The organism is Microvirga sp. P4_G7, assembly GCF_056401005.1.
In genome coordinates this window covers 1-1,380 of record NZ_JBFUKD010000845.1, presented here as the reverse complement: position 1 = coordinate 1,380, position 1,380 = coordinate 1, and the positions used below count along the sequence as shown (strand labels likewise).

Here is a 1,380-nt window from a genome sequence, read left to right as displayed (position 1 = left end):
GGCCCAATCCGAAATCAAGATCATGGCTCCGGCAGCGCCCGGCGGCGGCTGGGACCAGACGGCCCGCTCGATGCAGCAGGCGCTCACGCAGTCGGGCATCGCCAAGAACGTCCAGGTTACGAACGTGCCCGGCGCCGGCGGCTCGATCGGCATCGCTCAGTTCGCCAATGGCGCAAAGGGCGACGGCAGCCAGCTCATGGTGATGGGCTACGTCATGGTTGGCGCGCTGTTGACCAACAAGTCGCCGGTCGGCCTCGACCAGACCACTCCGATCGCCCGCCTTACAGGCGAGTACGAGGCGATCGTCGTGCCAACGGATTCGCCGATCAAGAACGCCAAGGATCTCGCTGCAGCGGTCAAGGCCGACCCTGCGAAGGTGACCTGGGCCGGCGGCTCGGCCGGTGGCGTCGACCATATCGCCGTTGCCTTGTTCGCCAAGGCTGTCGGCGCCGATCCGACCAAGATCAACTACATCCCGTTCTCGGGCGGCGGTGAATCCCTTGCCGCGATCCTGGGCGGCAAGGTGACGGCCGGCATCTCCGGCTACGGCGAGTTCGAAAGCCAGATCAAGGCCGGCAAGCTCCGCCTCATCGGATTGACCACTCCAGCCGGCAAGGGCACGAAGGAAATGCCGTCCTTGAAGGATCAGGGCGTGGATCTCGAAATCGCCAACTGGCGCGCCGTCGTCGGTCCTCCGGGCCTCTCGCCGGAGCAGAAGAAGACTCTGACCGAGACCGTCGACAAGCTCGCCAAGTCGAAGGAATGGAACGAGATCCTGAAGCAGAAGGGCTGGGACGACGCGTATCTTTCGGGTGACGCGTTCGCCAAGTTCCTCGCCGAAGATCAAATCCGGACGAAAGAAATCTTGACCTCGGTCGGATTGGTGAAGTCCTGATACGACGGCTCGAATAAAGACGTGATTGAAGCGCCGCGTCTGCGGCGCTTCTTTTTAGGCCCATGACTCTTCTGCAAAGTGGCTCTTCTGCAAAGTCACTCTTCTGCAAAGTCATCCGGTCTAAACGACGCAAGGTTAGGACGACGCGCTCTGCGAAGACGCGGTTTAGGAAGACGTCATGGACAAACGCATTCCCCGGCGCGTCGACGCGGCCGGATTGGTCATCGCTCTAGGATTGCTCCTCCTCGCCGGTCTGATCTGGCGGGACTTGAGTGGATTGGAGCTCTCCTCGGTTTATGGGCTCGGCCCAAAAGCGATGCCGATCGTCGTCGCGATCGGCCTTGCCGTCCTCGGCGTCGCCAACGGCGTCATTGCGCTCAACGGCGGCCTGCCGCGGCGTGACAGTCTCGATTGGAAGCCGATCGTTCTCATCATCGGCGGTCTTGCTGTCCTGATCGCTTTCATCAAGTTCGGCGTCGGGTTCA

The 1,380-nt window shown here is 62.0% G+C and carries 1 protein-coding gene and 1 pseudogene; both read left to right on the top strand.

All coding sequences use genetic code 11. From position 1 onward, the window contains the following. Positions 1 to 895 (top strand): Bug family tripartite tricarboxylate transporter substrate binding protein (locus tag AC1DT3_RS21255; protein ID WP_477467172.1); only part of this gene is annotated, 895 nt, incomplete at its 5' end. Between the two features lie 178 nt (positions 896 to 1,073). Beyond that, positions 1,074 to 1,380: pseudogene (locus AC1DT3_RS21250) on the top strand (tripartite tricarboxylate transporter TctB family protein); the annotation flags it as partial.